Origin of the sequence: Permianibacter fluminis, from assembly GCF_013179735.1 — a bacterium.
Classification (GTDB): Bacteria; Pseudomonadota; Gammaproteobacteria; order Enterobacterales; family Permianibacteraceae; genus Permianibacter; species Permianibacter fluminis.
In genome coordinates this window covers 3,260,530-3,279,448 of sequence record NZ_JABMEG010000001.1, presented here as the reverse complement: position 1 = coordinate 3,279,448, position 18,919 = coordinate 3,260,530, and the positions used below count along the sequence as shown (strand labels likewise).

Below are 18,919 nucleotides of genomic sequence, written 5' to 3'. Positions count from 1 at the left end.
ATCTGCAGGCGTGATTGCTCCGCTGGTTTCAACGCATTTGTTCTGCGGTTTTAAGCAGCCATGCTGCATCAGCCGCACTGATGCCCCAATGCTGGCGACTGGTTACTGGACGCGGCGGGAGCGGAAAAACAGGGGAGACGATGACTGCCGCCGCCGGAAACCGGCAGCAGGAACGGGATAAACGAAACGCGCCGTCAGGCGCGTTTGTTTTTGCGAGAGATCAGCTCACGTCGCTGAGCTCACCGGCCACTTCATAGCGACCGTTCTTTTGCTTGTGAACCCGAATCACCTTGAAGCCGGCGTGCAGCGGCGGCATCCGTGATTGATTCGATGACACCGTCACTTTCAGGGTGGCGCCGGCTTTCGGTTCGACATCGGCTTCAAACATCAGACCCCGGCCGCTCAGATTACGGGCTTCGCCCTGATATTCCACGCCGCTGTCCTCGTCGACAATCTCAACCCGGGCATCAACAAACATCCGGATGAAATCGCGCCGCTCGGCGTAATCGCGTGCTTGGGCAACCAACATTTTGACTCTCCCGCGACAGTACCCAGACAGGTACCTGCGCCGATACTAGGGAAACTTAGCCGGCAACGTCAATCCGTATCGTGACCCGACAATTCCCGGCAGTTGGCACGCCGGTGCGGCCGTGAAAAAAAGGCTTCCTTTTCTGCGCATTCTGTAGCACTCTTCGCCTTCTCAGCGCGCGATTTTTTGCCTCTGTGCTATAACCACAAGGCGCCCTCCAATCAGCTGCTGCCGTGCAACATTCGATGCCATTTCCTGATCCCATCACCGCCAACTCTGCACCACCGCGTGTCGTCGTGATTGACGATGATCGGCTGGTTCGCGACAGCATGTGTGTTTTTCTTGAAGATGCCGGCTACGACGTATTGTCGGCGGCCAGCGCGCGCGAAGGGCTCAATCAGTGTCGTGATAAACATCCGGATGTCGTGTTGTGCGATCTGCGCATGCCGGACATGGATGGGTTGCAGGTGCTGGAAATTCTGACCCGGGAACAACCGGATACGCCGGTCATCGTGATTTCCGGCGCCGGCGTGATTACCGACGTGGTCGAGGCGCTGCGGCTCGGTGCCACCGATTATCTGGTCAAGCCGATTTCCGACATGGCGGTGCTGGATCATGCGGTCCGGTCCGCGCTGCACAAGGCGACGCTGGAGCAGGAAAACCAGCAGTACAAGGAAGAGCTGGAAACGGCCAATGCCGAGCTGGAAGCCAATCTCGATCTGCTGCGGCAGGATCAGGAGGCCGGTCGTCAGGCGCAGTTGCAACTGTTGCCGGAACCGCTTGGACAGTTCGGCCGCTGGCAGTTCAGTCACGCCGTCATTCCCTCGCTGTACCTAAGCGGCGATTTCCTCGATTACTTTGAGATTGATGAGCGTCGCATTGGCTTCTATCTGGCCGATGTGTCCGGCCATGGTGCCGCGTCTGCGTTTGTCACCATGATGCTGAAGAGCCTGATCAACCACCCGCTGCGACGTTTCCGCAGCCATGGCGATGAAACCATCACCCAGCCGGACAAGCTGCTGGCTTATCTGAACAGCGAGTTGCTGCAGGCCAATCTCGGCAAGTACCTGACCTTGTTTTACGGCGTGCTGGATCGGGAAAACGGTGAACTGCATTACAGCAATGGCGGCCACTATCCGCGACCCTTGCTGTTCCAATCGGCAAATGGCAAACCCGAGGCCCCGGTTTTTCTCGGCGATGGCAGCTTCCCGGTAGGCCTGTTCGACTGGGCCAAATTCGAGGCGGCCTCGACGACCCTGGCCGCCGATGCCTGCCTGCTGTTGAGTTCCGATGGCGTGCTGGAAGCCTTGGCCAAGCCGGGGTTGGCCAAGGACGAGTCGTTGTTGTTATCTTTGCCGTCCGGTCCGAACGGATCGGCGTTGACCATTCCGGCGTTGGTAGGGGAGGTGCGACGAGCACTTGCCGGACCGCCGCCGGACGATATTGCGCTGTTTCTTGTCAAAGCCTTACCGGAAGGAAAACAACAAAAATGACGCCTGGCCAAGTTGCCTACGCCATCCAGGACGGTGTGTACATTCTGAAGTTTCGTGGTGATATCCGTTTCCACCTGTGTGGCAGCGTGGATCGTTTCATCCAGCGAATTTTCCAGGAGTCGATGAAGCCGAAAGTCATCATCGATTTGCTGGAGGCGACGGCGGTCGACAGCACGGCGCTTGGCGTCATCGCCCAGATTGCCATCCATACCCGTCGGGCTTACGACCGTCGGCCGACCATCCTGGTGCGCAACCCGGATCTGCTGGCGGTGTTGCACGCGGTCAGTTTCGACAAAGTCTTCCACGTCTTGCCAGACGCCGAACATGAGCCGGAATCCTACCGTGAGCTCGAAGCCGAACCGGCCGATGAAATCCATTTCACCCGGCAGGCGCTGGCGGCACATCGCAACCTGATGGCGCTGTCGCAGGAGAATCGGGTGTTGTTTCAGGATGTCGCGCGCGCGCTGGAGAGTGTTGCCCATCTTTGATGCGGGCGTGATGCAAAAAAAAAACGGGCCAAGGCCCGTTTTTTTTTGACCGTCAGCAGCGTTGCCGACTCACCATTTTTTCTTCGGTGCAAACAGCGGATCCATTTCCTTGTCGGTGTCTTTTTCGGCGTCCGGTTGCGGCTCAGCGGTGGCCAAGCCATCCGCGGGCACATCACCGCGCAATTCCGCCATCAGCTTGTCCAGCGTATGCAGCTGTTCCTGAACATAGCTGTCACTGATGTTTTCCTGGACCAAGCGGTCGGATGCATATTTGAAATACTGCTTGGCCAAATTGTTTTGTTTGTTCAGCACTGCCAGCTCACCCAGTTTGATATGGCCTTCGACATCACAGCGCAGCCGCAGGCGCGCCAGCGATTTGAATGCGAGCACCACTTGATTGGGGTCCAGCCGTTTGTCTTGACGCAGACGGGCAACGAATTCGGCCATCCGGTGCAGCTGGGTGCGCAGCGCGGTCAACTCTGCTGACTGACTGGGCAACACCAGTTTGGCCGTCGCTTCCGTCGATTTTTGCTGATTCAGTTGCCGCTGGCCGGTTAGCCATTGCTCTTGCGCCGCCAAGCCATCAGCATTCGGGTCGATGGCGCGCATCGACTGCAGATGCAGTTGAATGTAGTTGCACAAAATGTCGCGAACCGAGCTTTCCAACGGCAAATCCTTGCCGAGTTCCAGCATGTCCTGGCCATCACGGACACTGGCACGATGCTGGGCGACACGATGGCGGCGTTCAGCCGCCTGTTGTTCCCGGCGCTGGATGAAGCCGTTGACGGTCATGCCAATGACCAGCAAGCCAACAATCAGCGCAGCAATTAGGGCAAAGTTCATATTGGTTTCCTGCTGCTCGGGAGGCAGCGTTGGGGATCGGTTTTATGCCTTCCTTGGCCGTTACTCTAGAGCAAATAGTGTTCAGGGCAAATATAGCCGGAATTCACCGCCTTCCAGGCACTGGCCATTGCGCAGCTGGACCCGGCCATGGACGTCGGCGCGCCGGTGCAGACGGGCGATTTCACCGGCAAAAAACAACCCCAGTCCGGTGCTGCCCGTGCTGCGGTTGATGCCCAGCAGATAGCGGTCGGGGGTCTCCAGCATCGCACGCGGATATCCCGGACCGTCATCGGCAATCACGATGACCAGCTGATCATCTTCGATGTCGGCGCGCAGCAAGAGCTTGGAATGGGTATAGCGGATCGAGTTGGTGATGATGTTGTCGATCACACTGGCGATCAGATCGTAATCAAAATACCAGGCCAGATCGTCGTCTACTTCGATGTCCAGCTGTATTTGTTTGAGGTTCAGCAGATTCTGGTTACGCAGACCTTGTTCCTGCAGAAAGTCAGCGACCATGTGATGGCCGATGTTGAGCGGCAGTTGCTGATTATCGAGCTTGTACAGCGCCAGCAATTGCACCAGCGAGTTGTTCACTCGCGCCGCTTCATACTGCAATACCGCCAGTTCATGAAAGCCGGGCCGCTGCTCGACTGGCACTCGCTCGACCACCGCTTCCAGCGACTGCAGCAACATGCCCAGCGAGTTCTTGATGTCGTGCACCGACGAGGCGAGCACGGTCGGAAACAAGGCCGACGGTTCGCTCATGCTCAGGCCTTCCGCATCTGCTGGGTGAACTGCATCAGACCCTGGAAGCGCTTGTAGCGTTTGTCGGTGTCCGGCATTTTTCGGACCTGATCAAGGTAGCCCTGACATTCCTCCAGCAAGGCGTGCTGCGGCTGGCCACGGTATTTTTCCAGCAGGGTTTGCGCCGTGTTGAGCACAATGCTGATGTTGCGTGGCGCCAGTTTGACCGCTTCCCGGAAATGCAGCAGCGCGGCATCGTATTTCTTCTGTTCGAATTCGGCGATGCCGAGCGCATTGAGAGCGAGTGCCTGATCGGTGTGCTTGATGACGGAGTTGTCGGCCAGTTGTTCGGCGCATTTGGCCAGCACTTCGGGGTTGTCGCTGTAGAGCTCGGCGCAGGTGCGCAGCACCGCTTTGGCGACATCCTGTTTGCCGAGCGCCATGAACTTGTCCGCGACGTCCAATGCGATTTCTGGCGGCAAGCTGCTGCTGTCCAGTTCCTGCAATAATTTGCTGGCACCGACGGCGGCATTTTCGGCGTCCTTGGTCCGCTTTTGTTTGTGTGCCAGCGAGCCCTGGGTCAGCAGGGAGCGCATGCTGATTTGCTTGTCGTCCTTGTATTCGCTGTCGAGCTCGAACAGGGTCTTGCTGATCTCGTCGCTGGCGCGTTTGTCTTCGACCGGGTTGCTGCCGATGCCCTGAACGAGGCAATCGGCCAACTTCAGATAACTTTCCGGGCTCTTGTGCACCGAATGCCGACCGAGGTTGACGGCCTGCCGGAAGGCCCGGGTGGCGGTGTCCAGGTCGCCGTTCTTACTGGCCACCTGACCCAGTTCGGCCTGCCTCAGCACGGCTTTGGGCGAGCGGCGAACTGCTTCGAGCAGGACTTGCTGGGCTTTGACCGTTTCGCCGAGGCCGAGCCAGGTCTTGGCCAGACCGTCGTAAGCGGGGGTCAGGGTGGGCAGCTGCCGGATCACGTCCTCGAATTGCTTGCGGGCTTCCTCGGCTTCGCCTTGGCCAAGGGTGACCCGGGCCAGACCGAGCATGGCCCATGGCACTGGCCGATCCTGACTCAGGCTGGCATAGATGGTCGCGGCTTCGGCGAGCCGGTCTTCCTGCTCCAGCAGTTCGGCCTTGGTCCGCAGGCAGGCGAGGGCATAGCGGCTTTTCTGGCTGATTTCCCGGTCGCAGAGCGCAATGGCCTTGTCGATGTCGTTTTTTTCCAGTGCCTGATCGATTTCTGCCAGCGCCAGCCTTTTTTCCATCAGCTTGTCCAGCCGGGCCTGCAGCGCCACCTTGTTGAACGGCTTGGTGATATAGGCGTCTGGCTGGTATTCGAGCGCGCCCATCACCATCGCGGTGCTGTTTTCGGCGGTGATCATGACGAAAATGGCCCCGCGCTTGAGCAATTTTCGTTCAATCAGCTCTTCCAGAATCTGCTGGCCGTCCTTGCCGTCACCCAGGTTGTAGTCAGACAGCACGATGTCGTAACGCCGGTTGACGCACAGCGCGATGGCCTCTTCGCCGGTGCCGGCCATATCGATGTCTTCCGCGCCCAGCTGCTGAACCATGCCGCGCAGGGAGCGTCGGAATTCGGCAAAGTCATCGACAATCAGGAAGGTCTTGTCTGCGTAACTGATCATGGTGCCGGTCTATTTTCCAGACAGGGTCAGGCGCGTGGGCGCCGCTCGGGTGCCTGAAGTATAGGCAGCCTTGCCAAAGCTGCAGCTCACGTGCCAGATCTGGGTTGACGATGACCCCACAGCGGCGTAGAAACGCGCGATTGCTCCCGCCCGCCGAACCTGCCCGAAACGCCGCCATGCCTTTACGTAGCCCTGTCGTGTTGGTGCTCGATGACGAGCCGCTGATACGGATGAACCTTGCTGCTTTTTTGCACGATGAAGGCTTCCGCACCCAAGAGGCGGCAACGGCAGAGGAAGCGCTTGAGCTGGTCGCCGCGGAGGTCATTGATCTGGTGCTGGTCGATTTGCGTCTACCGGGGCTGGATGGCGCCAGCTTCATGCTGATGGCGCATCAGCTCCGGCCCGGTCTGCGCTTCCTGATTCATACCGGCTCGGCCGAATTCCGGCTCAGTGCCGAGCTGACCGCCATCGGCCTTGGTCACGACGATATTTTCTGCAAACCGCTTCCTGACATGGCCGTGCTGAGTCGTGCGATAAGTCATCGGCTGGCTGTCAGCCGGCGCCTGTTCTGACCGGTCTTGCGCCTTTTTCTTCAACGACTTGCCTGCTGACAGGCTGCTGTCAGTAGGGCGGTTCTCGCGCTACCTCCCGCCAGACCTTTATGGAATAATGCCGCGTCGCTTTCGTGTAGGGTTTCGGCCGGTTAAACCGCGTCGCAGCCCGCGTACGACATTTCCCCGCGAACATTCCGAATGGAGAAAGTGATGGACGAGAACCGTAAAAAAGCCTTGGGCGCAGCCCTGGCGCAAATTGAACGCCAATTCGGCAAAGGCACGGTGATGCGCCTCGGTGACCACCAAGCCTCACGTGATATTCAAACGATTTCCTCCGGCTCGCTGAGCCTCGACATTGCCCTTGGCATCGGCGGTTTGCCGCGTGGCCGGGTAGTCGAAATCTACGGACCGGAATCCTCCGGTAAAACCACGCTGGCGCTGCAAGCCATCGCCAATTGCCAGAAGAACGGCGGCACCGCGGCGTTTGTTGACGCCGAACATGCACTGGATCCGATTTACGCCGGCAAGCTCGGGGTGAACCTCGACGAGCTGCTGGTCTCGCAGCCGGACACCGGCGAACAAGCGCTCGAAATCGTCGACATGCTGGTGCGTTCGAACGCGGTGGATATCGTTGTGGTCGACTCGGTGGCGGCACTGGTGCCGAAAGCTGAAATCGAAGGCGAAATGGGCGATTCCCACGTTGGTCTGCATGCCCGGTTGATGTCGCAGGCACTGCGCAAACTGACCGGTAACATCAAGCGTTCGAACTGTCTCGTGGTCTTCATCAACCAAATCCGGATGAAGATTGGCGTGATGTTCGGCAGCCCGGAAACCACCACCGGCGGCAACGCCCTGAAGTTCTACGCGTCGGTGCGTCTGGACATTCGCCGCATTGGGGCGGTCAAGCAGGGCGACGAGGTCATCGGCTCGGAGACGCGGGTCAAGGTGGTCAAGAATAAAGTCGCGCCGCCATTCAAGCAGGTGGAATTCGAGATTCTGTACGGTCACGGTGTCTCGCGTGAAGGCGAGATCATTGAACTGGGCGTGGCTCAGGGTCTGGTGGAAAAGTCCGGCGCCTGGTTCAGCTACAATGGCCAGCGCATTGGTCAGGGCAAGCAGAACGTCGTGCAATTTCTGCGTGAACGCCCGGAAATGGCCAAGGAAATCGAGGACAAGATTCGCGCGGCGAACATTGTCACCGTGCCGGTCGCCGTCGACTCTGAAGTTGAAGACGAGGTAGAAGCCTGAAGTCGCCCGAGCGGAAAAAGGCCGGTCAGCAAGCGACGGCCTTGAGTGTCGCGATGCGCCTGTTGGCGCGTCGCGAACACGCCGAGCTGGAGCTCAAGCGCAAGCTGCATCAGCGTGAGTTCGCTGACGACGAGATCGAATCTGCGCTCAGTGAACTCAAGCAACGCGGTTGGCAAAGTGATGAGCGCTTTGCCGAGATGTTGATCGGCAGCCGGGCGCGACGCGGCCAGGGGCCGGTCAAGATTGGCCAGGCGTTGCACACCGCCGGTATCGCGAAAGCAGCGCTGCAAGCGAGCGAAGTGGATTGGGATGAACAGGCGTTGCAGGCAATTCGTCGCTATCTGCGCCACAAGGATGTCAGTCAGCATGAAGTGCGCATGAAAGCCATGCGCCACCTGCTGCAAAAAGGTTTTACCAGCTCGAGCGCCCGTGTGGCGCTCGCGGCGTTTCTGAAAGAGCCGCGCGAGTCGGATGAATTCGCGCCAGAGTGAACACCAATTAGCCATTTCGGTGGCAAGACGGTTTGAAGCAGGGAATACCATGAGCAAGAGCATGACGAGCAACGAGATCCGCGAAGCGTTTCTGAAATTTTTCGAGAGCAAAGGTCACACCCGTGTTGCCAGCTCCTCGCTGATCCCGGGTGATGATCCGACGCTGCTGTTCACCAACGCCGGCATGAACCAGTTCAAGGATTGCTTTCTGGGCCTCGACAAACGTGCCTACACCCGCGCCGCGTCGTCGCAGAAATGCGTACGCGCCGGCGGCAAGCACAATGATTTGGAAAATGTCGGCTATACCGCCCGTCACCACACCTTTTTTGAAATGCTCGGCAACTTCAGCTTTGGCGATTATTTCAAGCAGGACGCCATCCGTTTTGCCTGGGAATTCTTGACCTCGCCGAGCTGGCTGGGTCTGCCCAAAGAAAAGCTCTGGGTCACCGTATACGCAACCGATGATGAGGCGTACGGCATCTGGCAGAACGAAGTGGGCGTGCCAGCCGAACGTATCATCCGTATTGGCGACAACAAGGGCGCCAAATACGCGTCGGACAATTTCTGGGCGATGGGTGATACCGGCCCTTGCGGCCCGTGTACCGAAATTTTCTACGATCACGGTGCTGATATCTGGGGTGGCCCGCCGGGTTCGCCGGAAGAAGACGGCGATCGCTATATCGAAATCTGGAACAACGTGTTCATGCAGTTCAACCGGACCTCTGATGGCGTGCTGCATCCGCTGCCGGCGCCGTCGGTCGATACCGGCATGGGCCTGGAACGTATTTCGGCGGTCATGCAGCATGTCCATGCCAACTACGAGATTGATCTGTTCCAGCACATCATCAAGGCCGCAATGGCCGTGACCGGTTGTGCCGACAATGACAACAAATCGCTGCGGGTCATCGCCGATCATATTCGCTCCTGTTCGTTCTTGATTGCCGATGGCGTGACGCCATCGAATGAAGGTCGCGGTTACGTGCTGCGCCGGATCATTCGTCGGGCGATCCGGCACGGTTACATGCTGGGCTGTAAAGACACGTTCTTCTACAAGCTGGTGCCGGCGCTGGTCGAGCAGATGGGCAGCGCCTATCCGGAACTGAAGGAAGGTCAGAGCCGTATTGAACGCGCGCTGAAATTGGAAGAAGAACAATTCGCCCGCACGCTGGAGCAGGGCATGAAGTTGCTCGATCAGGCGATTGCGGCACTGAAGGGCGAACAGCTTCCGGGCGATGTTGTGTTCAAGCTTTACGACACCTACGGATTCCCGGTCGATTTGACCAACGACATTGCCCGCGAGCGCAAGCTGACGCTGGATATGGCAGGTTACGAGACCTGTATGGAAGAACAGCGTAACCGTGCCCGTGCCGCCAGCAATTTTGATGTCGATTACAACAAGGCCTTGAAAGTCGACGCGGCCACCGAATTCAGTGGTTACGAAAAGCTGCAGGACAGTGGCAAGGTCGTGGCACTGCTGAAAGACGGTGCTGAAGTGGATGCGTTGAATGCCGGCGACGAAGGCATTGTCGTGCTCGATCACACGCCGTTCTATGCCGAATCCGGCGGTCAGGTCGGTGACAAGGGTGTGCTGCACGGCAGCGCCGGCCATTTTGAGGTGATCGACACCATCAAGATTGGCAATGCACACGGTCACAAGGGAACCGCCAGCGCTCCCATCGCCAAGGGTGACAGCCTGCGTGCCGAAGTCGATCACATCGCTCGTGCACGTACCGCGCTGAATCACTCGGCAACGCACTTGATGCATGCGGCGTTGCGGCAGGTGCTCGGCACGCATGTGACCCAGAAAGGATCGCTGGTTGATCCCGGCCGGCTGCGTTTTGACTTTTCCCACAACGAGCCGGTCAGTGCCCAGCAGATTGCTGAAATTGAAGGTTTGGTCAATGACCAGATCCGCGCCAACCATGCCGTGCAAACCCAGCTGATGGCGCCGCAAGACGCCGTCAAAGCCGGCGCCATGGCGCTGTTTGGCGAGAAATACGGCGACAGCGTTCGGGTACTCAGCATGGGTGAGTTCTCGAAAGAACTGTGTGGTGGCACTCACGTTAGTCGCACCGGTGATATCGGTGTTTTCAAAATCCTGAGCGAATCCGGTATTGCTGCTGGCGTTCGCCGTATCGAAGCGGTGACTGGTGACGAAGCGCTGATGGTGTTCCAGCGCTACGAGGCAACGCTGAACAGCGTGCTGAAACATCTCAAGGTCACCGAAGACAAATTGCAGCCGCGGCTGAATGCGCTGGAACAGGAGCGCAAGGCGCTGGAGAAAGAGATCGAGTTGCTGAAAGGTCAGGCGGCCGCGGGCAAAGCCGATCAATTGCTGGGGAATGCCAAAGCATTTGGCGATGCCAAAGTCCTGATCGCCGAAATCGATGGTCTGGATGCCAAAACCCTGCGCGAAACCGTTGAGCGCCTGCGTGACAAGCTCGGTAACAGCGCCGTGCTGATCGCGACCAAGGATGGCGACAAAGTCTCGTTCGTTGCTGCCGTGGCCAAAACGGTCAGCGGCAAATTGCCGGCCGGTGAGCTGGTGGGGTTTGTCGCTGGCAAGCTCGGTGGTCGCGGTGGCGGCAAACCGGAAATGGCCCAGGGTGGCGCTACGGATGTGGCCGGTCTTGCCGCGGCACTGACGGCCGCGCAGGATTTTGTCGCCGGCAAGCTGGCTTAAGCGCGCACGGAAGCTCACGACAAAGCAATGGCGTTAATCGTCCAGAAGTTTGGCGGCACCTCGGTTGGCGATTTGGATCGCATCCGGCATGTCGCCGACAAAATCATCGCAACGCGCGCGCAAGGCCATCAGGTTGTCGTGGTGGCATCGGCCATGGCCGGCGAAACCAATCGGCTGCTCGGGCTCGGTCAGGCGCTCAGTGACAATCCCTCGCCACGCGAGATGGATGCGCTGGCCGCCACGGGTGAGCAAGTGTCGAATGCGCTGCTTGCGATCGCGCTGAATGACAAAGGCAGTCCGGCTTTGTCATTACAAGGTTGGCAGTTGCCGGTGCATACCGATGACGTGTTCATGAAAGCGCGCATCGAGCATATCGAGACCGATCGCATTCGGGCTGAGCTGGCGGCGGGCAAAGTCGTGCTGGTTACCGGCTTTCAAGGCGTTACCCCGACTGGCGATATCACGACACTTGGCCGCGGCGGCGGCGATACGTCAGCGGTGGCGCTGGCGGCGGCAATCAACGCCGACGAGTGCCAGATTTTCACCGATGTCGATGGGGTCTATACGACCGATCCTCGGATGGTGCCGGAAGCGCACCGGCTCGACAGCATTACCTTCAAGGAAATGCTGGAGTTGGCGAGCCAGGGCTCAAAAGTGCTGCAAACCCGATCGGTCGAGTTCGCTGGCAAGTTCCGGGTGCCGCTGCGAGTGCTGTCCACCTTCAAGGACGGGCCTGGCACGCTGATTACCTTTGAACAGGCCGCTGAGCACACCACCGCGGCTGCGCCCGGCAGGTCGGCTGGAATGGAGGCGCCGCTGGTTTCCGGCATTGCCTTCAGTCGCCAAGAAGCACAGCTGACCATAACGAATGTACCGGATGAGCCGGGAACCGCGGCGCGGCTGTTTGGCGTGCTGGCTGCTGCCCACATTGAATCCGACATGATTACCCAGACGCCGCGCGCTGACCGGCGGACCGATTTCAGCTTTACCGTTGCCCGAAACGAAGCGGGCGCTGCCCGAGATTTGCTGTTGAATCGCTGCAGCTTCCTGACCGGCGACGCGATTACGCTGTCCAGCCATGTCGCCAAGGTGTCAGTGGTCGGGGTCGCGATGCGGACCCATCCGGAGCTGGCGACCCGGCTGTTTGAAGCCCTGGCCGCAGAACGTATCAACCTGATGGCGATTACCAGTTCGGAAAGCAAGGTCTCGGTCTTGATCGAGGAACGCTACCTGGAACTGGCGGTCCGTACCCTGCATACCGCCTTTGGCTTGGATCAGGGCGCGGTCGGCGCCTGATCCGAATCGCCCGGCTGTGCTTAACTAGGGAGGCGGGCAGGACTCGATCCAGCAGAGACTTGCCCCATGTCTATTGGTAAAGTCGGTACGCAGGCCCCATAATACGCGACCTTTCCGCCTGCGGGCCGGCGGCTAAAACGATACCAAACCCGGTGCTGTGGCAAAGGGTAGGCCCGAGCTAGTTTAAAGGAGACTGACAGTGCTGATTCTGACGCGCCGCGTTGGCGAGACCCTGATGATCGGTGACGAAGTAACTGTCACTGTGCTGGGTGTTAAGGGCAATCAGGTACGTATCGGCGTCAATGCGCCGAAAGAAGTATCGGTGCACCGTGAAGAGATTTATCTGCGGATTCAGCGTGAAAAGACCCATGGTTTCACGCCGGATGATGATCAGGAGCAGAGTTAATTTTCTGGCGACAGTGTGGAAATTATTGCCCACTGTCGCTTGCAATTTCACAGCGTTCCAGTAGCATACGCGCCGCTGTGAAGGAGAGGTGCCCGAGTGGCCGAAGGGGCTCCCCTGCTAAGGGAGTATATGCCAAAAGCGTATCGAGGGTTCGAATCCCTCCCTCTCCGCCAGTTTTTGCATGCAGTCGGTTTGGATTGGTCAGTGCGCAGTATTTGTGTGCATAAAGGACAATCCGATTTAACGAAAGTTAAAAAAATTGACAGGCAAACAAATATTGGCATAATAGCGACCCCAACGCGCCCGTAGCTCAGTTGGATAGAGTACCTGGCTACGAACCAGGCGGTCGGGCGTTCGAATCGCTCCGGGCGCGCCAAACAAGAAAAACCCGCTGAAACCGCAAGTTTCAGCGGGTTTTTTGTTTTTGCCCGCCAACCGGGATGCGCATTTCTGCGCGCACTTTCGCGCCACATTTTCGCCATCACTCTGCACGCGCGCTTTGGCAAGTCCGGCGCGAAATCGCGCACCAAGAACCTCTCTTTCTACGGGTATTTGTCGCACTCGATTCTTCTGGTGAATGCGACGCAACGCATGTCGGGGCACGGCCGTCTTCAGTGTGCGTGCGCAGTCCTTGCCATAGACCCGAATCTTGAGCGGGATTCGCTGCGTGCCCTCGGGAAAAGCGGACTATGCTTGATCATCCCCGAGCGCGGAGGTGTGCCATGGAACTGCCCTCACGTCTGCAGCAATGGCTGGACAATGCCAATGCCCAGTTTGAGCTTCTGCCCCACGAACCCGGCCGCAGCTTTGCCGAGCTGGCCGGTTCATTGAAAATTCCGATTGAAGCGGTGATACGGGCGGTGCCCTTGGCAGACAGTCAGGGCCGCTTGATCGCGTTGGTGCCGGCCAACTACCTGCTTGATTTTGAGGCCCTGCAAGCCTTGACCATGCGTGAGCTGGATGTGCTGTCCATGGCCGAGTCGCAAACGCATTTTACCGGTTGCGCACCGAATTGCCGACCGGCCCTGGCCAATGTCTTTGGCTGGAAAGTAGTGTGCGACGAAGCCATTTTCAGTCACGACCGGCTGTATTGCGAAAGCGGCAGTGGTGACAGTCTGCTCGGCTTTTCCCGGGCGGAATTTCGTCGCTTGCTGGGCGAAGTGGGCTGCGGCCACATCGGCCTGCCACCGGATGCGCTGAAAGGCGCCGTTTCGGAAATGGCGCAGGAAGAGGTGGTGACCCATTTCATGCCGCTGCGACTGAAGCAGCGGGTACAGGAAACGTTCGATTTGCCGGCCATGCCCGACATGGCCAATGACATCATGAAGCTGCGCGTGGATCCGCATGCCAGCGCTCGTGACTTGGCCAATATCGTCAACCGCGATCCGAGTCTGGCGGCGCAGATCATGAGCTGGGCCAATTCGCCGTATTACGGATTCAGTGGCCGAATCCCGTCGCTGGAAATGGCGATCATGCGGGTGCTCGGTTTTGAGATGGTACTCAACCTCGCGCTCGGCATTGTGGTCGGCCGTTCGCTGAAAGTGCCGCGTGAAGGCCCGCTTGGCTTGAAGGCGTTCTGGACCCATTCGATTCTCTGTGCCGTACTGGCAGAACGCCTATGTCAGCGGATGCCAGCAAAATTCCGACCGCCGCGCGGCATGGTTTACCTGTCCGGTTTGTTGCACAACTTCGGCCATTTGTTGCTCGGCCATGTTTTTCCGCCGCAATTTTTCCTGGTCAATCGCTATGTCGCGGCCAATCCGGCGGTGCAGGTCGATGTCATCGAGCGGCATGTGTTGGGTGTTTCCCATGAAGAGATTGGCGCTTGGCTGATGCAGGCCTGGCATATGCCGGAGGAGCTCATCACCGCCGTGCGCTGGCACCATCAGGAAGAGTTTTCCAGCCCATACGCGGTCTATTCCAATCTGGTGTTGATCGCCAATCGCTTGCTGAAGCGGCTCAATATAGGCGATGCCGGCAGCAGTCATTTGCCGGCCGCCGTCATGGCGTCGCTGCATCTGACCGGCGATGAGGTGGAAGGCGAGTTCGAACAGCTGCGCGACAAGCGTGCCGAGCTGGAAGCACTGGCCCAGAAGCTGGCGGCCTGACGGCATTGCCGAGGTTTACTACCTGTGCGATGGCGGTCATCCTTCCGGTATCGAGTGTTCAGCACGAATTCAGCCAGTCGGCCTTAGTCTGGCGGCGTACCTGAACCGGAGAGCCGCCATGTTGCGAGCCCAGTTGCGTGCCAAGTTTGCCCCCATTGCTGTTCTGCTGTCGCTCGTGGTCGTGACCAGTCTGGGTTCGGGCAGTGTCAGTGCCGAACCGCGTGATTCGGATCGCGACCGCAGTCAGCGCCGGGCCGAGGAACGCGATCGTCGTCACGATGACGATGGCTACGAGTACGCCACCGTGCTCGAGAGCATTCCCATCACCAAATTCATCCGGGTCAACGAGCCGCGCCAGATCTGCGAAGATGTGCCAGTCGAATACCGCCGTGAACGCCGTTCCGGTGCCGGTGTTGCACTGGGGGCATTGCTGGGCGCGGCCATCGGTCATCATGCCGGCGAGCATTCCGGCCATCAGGGCGCCGGCACCGTGATTGGCGCTGTTGTCGGTTCACAGATTGGCCGGGAAGTCAGCCCGCGCGAGGTCACTGTCGAGCGCGATTTGGAAACCCGTTGCCGCACTGTTGACAACAGTTACACCGAAGAGCGAGTGGTTGGCTACCGCGTGGTCTACCGCTACAACGGTCGCACCTATGAAACCGAAATGCCGGATGATCCGGGCAGCAGCCTGCGCGTGCGGGTCGATGTTCGGCCGGTACCTTGAGCACCCGCGTCATCAGTCAGGTTGCCATTGATCGCCGCCGTTTGCTGACACGGCGGTTTTCTGTACAGACGGTGGTTCTTGTCATGCTGAGCTGCTTTCGGTATATCAAGAGCCACCTCGCCAGCCCACCGACCCAGACTGCACTGACGATGAAAGCGCTGTTTTCTTCACTGACAACTTCTCTGCTGTTTTCGCTGGCCTTGTTGCCGGCCATGCCGGTGGCGGCCGCGTCGCCGGCACTGATCATCATGGCGGCGCAGGCGCCAGCGGTCTCGGAGTCGGCGGCGGTAGCCAACGCCTTGCGGGCAGTGAAAGGCCGGGTGCTGTCGGTGCAATTGATTGAGAGTCGTGGCCCGCCGGTGTATCGGGTCAAGATCCTGACCGAGGATGGCCGCGTGCGGACAGTGCACGTCGATGGTCAAACCGGTGAAGTTATCAGCTACTGAGCCGGCGCACGCTGGCTTGGCATAGCCAACCATATAAAGAGAAAGGGACTGAGCATGCGGGTATTGGTGGTGGAAGATGAGCCGGCGCTGCGCACGCAGCTGGCTGACGCGCTGAAGGAACAAGGCTATGCCGTCGATGTGGCGGCGGACGGCGAAGAGGCCTGCTATTTCGCCCTGGAATACAACTACGATGTCGCCGTGATGGATCTCGGTTTGCCAAAAATCGATGGCATGGAAGTCATTCGCCGCACCCGCGCCAAAGGCAAGACCTATCCCATATTGATCTTGACGGCACGCGGCCACTGGCAGGAAAAAGTGACCGGTCTGTCGGCCGGCGCCGATGATTACCTGACCAAACCGTTTCATATCGAGGAATTGCTGGCGCGGCTATCGGCCCTGCAGCGGCGCGCCGCCGGTTTTGCCAATCCGGTATTGCGGTTTGGCCCGATTGAAGTGGATACCGTTGCCCAGCAAGTCAGCCGAAACGGTATCGCACTGGATTTGACCGCCTACGAGTACCGCTTGCTGGAATACCTGATTCACCATCCGGGCAAAGTCGTTTCCAAGACCGAATTGACCGAGCATTTGTATGATCAGGACGAGGACCGCGACAGCAACGTGCTCGAGGTTTTCGTCGGCCGGCTGCGTCGCAAACTGGATCCGGATAACGATCTGCAACCGATCGAAACCTTGCGCGGTCGTGGTTACCGCTTCAACCTCAAAATCAGCTGATGCTGCTGCGTCGGGCCGTTGTTGCCAGCCGCCAGTTTGTCCGGCAACTGCCGCAGTCATTGCGCGGTCGCCTGGTGCTGGTGACGGCGGCGTTTCTGTTTTTGTTTCTGGTGCTGGCTGCGGTGGTGCTGGAGCGCGCGTTCTTTACCAGTCTGCAAGCCGAACAACATTCCCGTCTGCAAGCCCAGCTGTATTCATTGCTGACCGTCGCCGATGAAGTGCAACCCGGCAAGATTCGCCTGCCGAGCTATCTGCGTGATGATCGCTTCAATCAGATCGACAGTGGCATTTACGGTTATGTCAGCGATGCCATGGGCCGGATTCTGTGGCGCTCGGCGTCGGCGTTGAACCGGCCAGCACCGCGCTTCACATCCGGTGAGGTCGGCATTGTCCGCTTCGATGACTGGCAACAGCGCGATGAAGCGCTGGTCGGCGCAAGTTACGATGTCATCTGGGAGGGCATCGGTCGGCAGGAGAGTCGCTACATTTTCAGCGTGATGGAGTCGCAAGCGGCGTTCGAGCAAACCACGGCGACCTTTCGCCGGGTGTTGTGGGGCGGTTTTGCGGTGCTGGCGCTGGTCCTGCTGGCCGGTTTGTTTTATGTCATGCGCTGGGGCCTGCGACCGGTGCGCGAGGTTGCGCGTGCCGTGCGGGCGATCGAAGGCGGTCATGCCGAGCGGCTGGAAGGCGAGTTCCCGCAGGAGCTGCGGCCGCTGACGGACAACATCAATCTGTTCATCGAAGGTGAACGCGAGCGCCGGCGCCGATATGCCGAAACCATGGCCAATCTGGCGCACAGCCTGAAAACGCCGCTGGCTGTATTGCAGGGGGCGACCGAACGAGAAGGCGATGACAGCGATCTGCGTCTGCAGGTGCGCGAGCAGGTCGAGCGGATGAATGGCATCGTCCGCTACCAATTGCAGCGTGCGGTAACCAAAGGTCGGGCGCCGTTTGCGTCGTTCCTGCCGGTGACTTCGACGGTCGAGCAATTGGCGGCGGCATTGCGCAAGGTCTACGCGGAGAAAGCGATCCAGATTGAGCTGGTCATCACCGGCAGTCCGCGCTTTGCCGGCGAAGTTGGCGATCTAATGGAAGTGCTCGGCAACATCATGGACAACGCCTGCAAGTTTGCCCGGCAATCGGTGCAGGTGAGCGTGGCGGAACAGCGCAGTGAACGCGGCTGGCTGCTGACTATCGCGGTGGCGGACGATGGCCCGGGTATTGCGCCGGAGCAACGGGCAACGGTACTCAGCCGCGGTGGTCGGCTTGATACGCAGGTCGAGGGGCAGGGTATTGGCTTGGCGGTGGTTGCCGAAATCATTGCCGCCTACGGTGGTCGCCTGAGCATCGGGGAAGCCGAACTGGGGGGCGCCGAGTTCCGGATAGAATTGCCATTACATTAAATAAAACAATAAGTTAGACGTATTTTTTGAAGTCTTGAATGAGAAGTGTCGGCAAATCGTAAAGCGCTTTGACAGGGCCGGACCCGGCCAGTAGAATGCGCCGGCCTTTGCAACGGGTCGGCATTTTTGCCTTCTGCGTCCCCATCGTCTAGAGGCCTAGGACATCGCCCTTTCACGGCGGTAACCGGGGTTCGAATCCCCGTGGGGACGCCACCGTCTTTTCCTTTCTCGCCCGTTGCCGCCAGCCGAGAATTTCCTGCGCACGTCCGCATTCGCATTGCCGAATGCTTCGAACTGCGCTGATCCCCGCTTTCCGCTTCACCATATTGCCGCCAAGCCGACCAACATTTTCGGCAGCTAGCTTCAGGCTCAGCGCCCGAACTCGCTTTGGCGCTGTGAAGTGGAGTCGGCACCATCGAGTCTGGAAAACAGGCCCACACCCCCAGACACGAAACCGACCATGGCTGAATGCCCCGGGCGCCGGAACCAAAGATCGGCGCCCCGGGGCTGGCTTCATTCACCCTTCACCAGAATGACGATGTCGCCTTGTGCCGCACCGGGGCGCCGCAGGTCCGAGTTTGCTGCGGCGACTTCCTTGATCTGCACGCTGCCCTTGCTCCAGCTGTGCCGTGCCAGAATGGAAGCGGTTTTCAGGTTACCTGCCGCGGCGCTGAACGACGCAATATCCTGACCATTGCAGTCCAGCTTGTTGGCCACCAGCTTGTAGGTAAAGCCCACTCGCTCCAGTTTGTTGGCAAACGCCATATGGTGGTCAACCGCCGCGCTGACGCAGATCAGTGATTCCTTCGAATCGTCAGCGGCAACATAACGAACCCCGGCATTTGCCGCCGTAGCACCGGCAATGACCATCGCCAGCAGTGACACTTTCATTAGCTTGCTCATGATGTCTCTCCTTGTTTGCGGGTATCGCGGTGTCGTTTTCGCACAAACAGGAATTTCTGGCACTCTCGCAGAATTGGAATCGGTAACCGGGTTTTGCGACGGTCACAACGGTGCGCAGGCTAAGCTGCTGAATTGCTTCATTTGTCGGGTAAAATGCCGGGTAATAGTGCCGACCGATTGTT

General features: G+C 59.0%; 18 protein-coding genes and 3 tRNA genes. 16 read left to right on the top strand and 5 right to left on the bottom strand.

Annotation, left to right across the window (positions count from 1 at the left end; genetic code table 11):
• Positions 1–220: 220 nt before the first annotated feature.
• On the bottom strand, positions 221–529 hold the full coding sequence (locus HPT27_RS14360; RefSeq protein WP_172244637.1) for a PilZ domain-containing protein: 309 nt from the start codon (positions 527–529) through the stop codon (positions 221–223).
• Positions 530–774: 245 nt separating this feature from the next.
• Between HPT27_RS14360 and HPT27_RS14355 the strand changes: the two genes are divergently transcribed.
• Both HPT27_RS14355 and HPT27_RS14350 read left to right on the top strand, forming a co-directional pair.
• Entirely contained in the window at positions 775–2,022 is a 1,248-nt protein-coding gene (locus HPT27_RS14355; protein ID WP_172244635.1) for a SpoIIE family protein phosphatase, read from the top strand.
• Entirely contained in the window at positions 2,019–2,510 is a 492-nt protein-coding gene (locus HPT27_RS14350) for an STAS domain-containing protein (protein ID WP_172244634.1), read from the top strand. Before HPT27_RS14355 ends, HPT27_RS14350 begins: the two co-directional genes overlap by 4 nt.
• Positions 2,511–2,579: 69 nt before the next feature.
• On the opposite strand, the gene HPT27_RS14345 is transcribed toward HPT27_RS14350, so the two are convergent.
• From HPT27_RS14345 to HPT27_RS14335, 3 genes are all read right to left on the bottom strand, one after another.
• Positions 2,580–3,353, bottom strand: a complete 774-nt coding sequence (locus HPT27_RS14345) for a hypothetical protein (RefSeq protein WP_172244632.1) — start codon at positions 3,351–3,353, stop codon at positions 2,580–2,582.
• 81 nt (positions 3,354–3,434) lie between these two features.
• A complete protein-coding gene (locus HPT27_RS14340; RefSeq protein WP_172244630.1) occupies positions 3,435–4,121 on the bottom strand; it encodes a sensor histidine kinase in 687 nt (228 codons plus the stop codon).
• A gap of 2 nt (positions 4,122–4,123) precedes the next feature.
• Entirely contained in the window at positions 4,124–5,743 is a 1,620-nt protein-coding gene (locus tag HPT27_RS14335; RefSeq protein ID WP_172244628.1) for a tetratricopeptide repeat-containing response regulator, read from the bottom strand.
• 176 nt (positions 5,744–5,919) lie between these two features.
• On the opposite strand from HPT27_RS14335, the gene HPT27_RS14330 reads away from it, so the two are divergent.
• The 14 genes from HPT27_RS14330 to HPT27_RS14265 all read left to right on the top strand — a co-directional run bounded on the left by HPT27_RS14330 (position 5,920) and on the right by HPT27_RS14265 (position 18,047).
• A complete protein-coding gene (locus HPT27_RS14330; RefSeq protein WP_172244626.1) occupies positions 5,920–6,315 on the top strand; it encodes a response regulator in 396 nt (131 codons plus the stop codon).
• Positions 6,316–6,507: 192 nt separating this feature from the next.
• Positions 6,508–7,545, top strand: coding sequence for a recombinase RecA (recA, locus tag HPT27_RS14325; protein ID WP_172244624.1), 1,038 nt, complete (start codon positions 6,508–6,510; stop codon positions 7,543–7,545).
• 41 nt (positions 7,546–7,586) lie between these two features.
• Positions 7,587–8,036, top strand: coding sequence for a regulatory protein RecX (locus HPT27_RS14320; RefSeq protein ID WP_172244622.1), 450 nt, complete (start codon positions 7,587–7,589; stop codon positions 8,034–8,036).
• A gap of 61 nt (positions 8,037–8,097) precedes the next feature.
• Positions 8,098–10,719, top strand: a complete 2,622-nt coding sequence (gene alaS, locus HPT27_RS14315) for an alanine--tRNA ligase (protein ID WP_172244620.1) — start codon at positions 8,098–8,100, stop codon at positions 10,717–10,719.
• Between the two features lie 27 nt (positions 10,720–10,746).
• Positions 10,747–12,015 carry an aspartate kinase gene (locus HPT27_RS14310; RefSeq protein WP_172244619.1) on the top strand — a complete coding sequence of 423 codons (1,269 nt, stop codon included), beginning with the start codon at positions 10,747–10,749 and terminating at the stop codon, positions 12,013–12,015.
• A 199-nt stretch (positions 12,016–12,214) separates the two neighbouring features.
• Positions 12,215–12,421 carry a carbon storage regulator CsrA gene (gene csrA / locus HPT27_RS14305; RefSeq protein ID WP_172244618.1) on the top strand — a complete coding sequence of 69 codons (207 nt, stop codon included), beginning with the start codon at positions 12,215–12,217 and terminating at the stop codon, positions 12,419–12,421.
• Positions 12,422–12,503: 82 nt separating this feature from the next.
• Positions 12,504–12,594 (top strand) — tRNA-Ser (locus HPT27_RS14300).
• A gap of 126 nt (positions 12,595–12,720) precedes the next feature.
• Positions 12,721–12,797, top strand: a tRNA-Arg gene (locus HPT27_RS14295).
• A gap of 346 nt (positions 12,798–13,143) precedes the next feature.
• Complete coding sequence (locus HPT27_RS14290) at positions 13,144–14,529, top strand: HDOD domain-containing protein (protein ID WP_172244617.1); 1,386 nt, start codon at positions 13,144–13,146, stop codon at positions 14,527–14,529.
• Between the two features lie 118 nt (positions 14,530–14,647).
• Positions 14,648–15,253, top strand: coding sequence for a glycine zipper 2TM domain-containing protein (locus tag HPT27_RS14285; RefSeq protein ID WP_172244616.1), 606 nt, complete (start codon positions 14,648–14,650; stop codon positions 15,251–15,253).
• A gap of 83 nt (positions 15,254–15,336) precedes the next feature.
• Positions 15,337–15,699, top strand: a complete 363-nt coding sequence (locus tag HPT27_RS14280) for a PepSY domain-containing protein (RefSeq protein WP_172244615.1) — start codon at positions 15,337–15,339, stop codon at positions 15,697–15,699.
• A gap of 54 nt (positions 15,700–15,753) precedes the next feature.
• Positions 15,754–16,431 (top strand): response regulator transcription factor, encoded by a 678-nt coding sequence (locus HPT27_RS14275; RefSeq protein ID WP_172244614.1) that lies wholly within the window; start codon positions 15,754–15,756, stop codon positions 16,429–16,431.
• The gene (locus HPT27_RS14270; protein WP_172244613.1) at positions 16,431–17,834 is read left to right on the top strand and encodes an ATP-binding protein; all 1,404 of its coding nucleotides are present in this window, start codon (positions 16,431–16,433) and stop codon (positions 17,832–17,834) included. The genes HPT27_RS14275 and HPT27_RS14270 overlap by 1 nt, the downstream gene beginning before the upstream one ends.
• 137 nt (positions 17,835–17,971) lie before the next feature.
• A tRNA-Glu gene (locus HPT27_RS14265) sits at positions 17,972–18,047 on the top strand.
• Between the two features lie 300 nt (positions 18,048–18,347).
• On the opposite strand, the gene HPT27_RS14260 is transcribed toward HPT27_RS14265, so the two are convergent.
• The gene (locus HPT27_RS14260) at positions 18,348–18,737 is read right to left on the bottom strand and encodes a DUF3718 domain-containing protein (protein ID WP_172244612.1); all 390 of its coding nucleotides are present in this window, start codon (positions 18,735–18,737) and stop codon (positions 18,348–18,350) included.
• Positions 18,738–18,919: the final 182 nt, after the last annotated feature.